At 68.5% G+C, this 235-nt stretch carries 1 protein-coding gene; it reads right to left on the bottom strand.

Annotated features, from left to right (window positions below; translation table 11 throughout):
• A partial coding sequence (locus tag P9217_RS30365) for an ABC transporter permease subunit (protein ID WP_347404379.1) occupies positions 1-235 on the bottom strand: 235 nt, incomplete at both ends.

Below are 235 nucleotides of genomic sequence, written 5' to 3'. Positions count from 1 at the left end.
GGTTGAAGCCGAGGCTGACGATGAGGATGGCGAAGCCCGGCGCACCGGCCACCCACCACTGGTCGAGCACGAAGCGGCGGCCGGACGCGATCATCGTGCCCCATTCGGGCAGCGGCGGCTGCGCGCCGAGGCCGAGGAAACCGAGCCCGGCGGCGGTCAGGATGATGCCGGCCATGTCGAGCGTCACCCTGACGATCAGGGACGAAATGCAAAGCGGCATGATATGGCGCAGCAC

Origin of the sequence: Mesorhizobium sp. WSM4989 (assembly GCF_029625795.1) — a bacterium.
GTDB lineage: Bacteria > Pseudomonadota > Alphaproteobacteria > Rhizobiales > Rhizobiaceae > Mesorhizobium.
The sequence above is the reverse complement of the archived record's forward strand: the minus strand, read 5'-3'. Positions and strand labels throughout refer to the sequence as shown.